This window comes from Pseudomonas sp. EGD-AK9 (genome assembly GCF_000465935.2).
GTDB lineage: Bacteria > Pseudomonadota > Gammaproteobacteria > Pseudomonadales > Pseudomonadaceae > Aquipseudomonas.
Window position 1 is genome coordinate 1 of sequence record NZ_AVOF01000592.1, and the last position, 1,210, is coordinate 1,210.

Annotated in this window: 2 protein-coding genes; both read right to left on the reverse strand. The window is 69.4% G+C overall.

Translation table 11 applies throughout. From position 1 onward, the window contains the following. Positions 1 to 393: ABC transporter ATP-binding protein (locus N878_RS21310; RefSeq protein WP_021445560.1), on the reverse strand; the 393-nt coding region annotated here is incomplete at its 3' end. After that, on the reverse strand, positions 390 to 1,210 hold an 821-nt coding region (locus N878_RS21315), incomplete at its 5' end, for an ABC transporter permease (protein WP_021445561.1). The genes N878_RS21310 and N878_RS21315, both read right to left, overlap by 4 nt.

Genomic DNA, 1,210 nt, shown 5'->3' on the forward strand with positions numbered 1-1,210 from the left:
GCCGGCGAGGGCGATCTTGACCCGCGCCAGGCGCTCGGCGGCGGCGCGCGACAGGCCGGCGTGCTCGATCAGCGGCAGGGCGATGTTCTCGCTGACGGTCAGCGAGGAGAACAGCGCGCCGCGCTGGTAGAGCACGCCGAAGCGTCGTTCCAGCTGCGAGCGGCGCTCGGCCGGCAGGCTCAGCAGCTCTTCGCCGAACACCCGCACGGTGCCGGCATCGGGCTGGCGCAGGCCGACGATGCTGCGCAGCAGCACCGACTTGCCGGTGCCCGAGCCGCCGACCACGCCGAGGATCTCGCCGCGATAGAGGTCGAAATCCAGGTGCTGGTGCACCACCTGGCTGCCGAACCGGTTGCACAGCTCGCGCACCTCGATGACGGTCTCGCGGCTCACCAGCCCATCTCCATCAGAAACAGCGCGGCGAGGGCGTCGAGCAGGATCACCACGAAGATCGACTGCACCACCGCCGAGGTGGTGTGCTCGCCCACCGACTGCGCGCTGCCGCTGACCTTGAAGCCCTCCAGGCAACCGATCAGGGCGATCAGGAAGGCGAAGATCGGCGCCTTCAGCAGGCCCACCAGAAAGTGCCGCAGCAGGTCGCTGTCGTGCAGGATCGACAGGTACATGGTCGGCGAGATGTCCAGGCTCAGGGCGCAGACCAGGGCGCCGCCGAGCATGCCGCTGAGCATGGCGATAAAAGTCAGGATCGGCAGGGCGATGAGCATGGCGAACACCCGCGGCAGCACCAGCAGCTCCACCGGGCTCAGGCCTAGGGTGCGGATGGCGTCGATCTCCTCGTTGGCCTTCATCGAGCCGATCTGCGCGGTGAAGGCGCTGGCGGTGCGCCCGGCCATGAGGATGGCGGTAAGCAGCACGCCGAACTCGCGGAGGAAGGAGTAGGCCACCAGGTTGACCGTGTAGATGCTGGCGCCGAACTCGGCGAGGATGGTGGCGCCGAGAAAGGCCACCACGGCGCCGACCAGGAAGGTCAGCAGGGCGACTATGGGCACCGCGTTGAGCCCGCACTGCTCCAGGTGCGCGGCCAGCGAGGTCAGGCGCCAGCGCGTCGGGCGCAGGGCGATGGCGAGCATGCTGGCCAGGGTCAGGCCCATAAAGCCGAGCAGCGCCCGGCCCTGGTGCCACAGGCCCTCGACCACCTCGCCGATATGCCCGAGCACCTCGCGCAGCACCGAGGGCGCCGGCGGCGGTT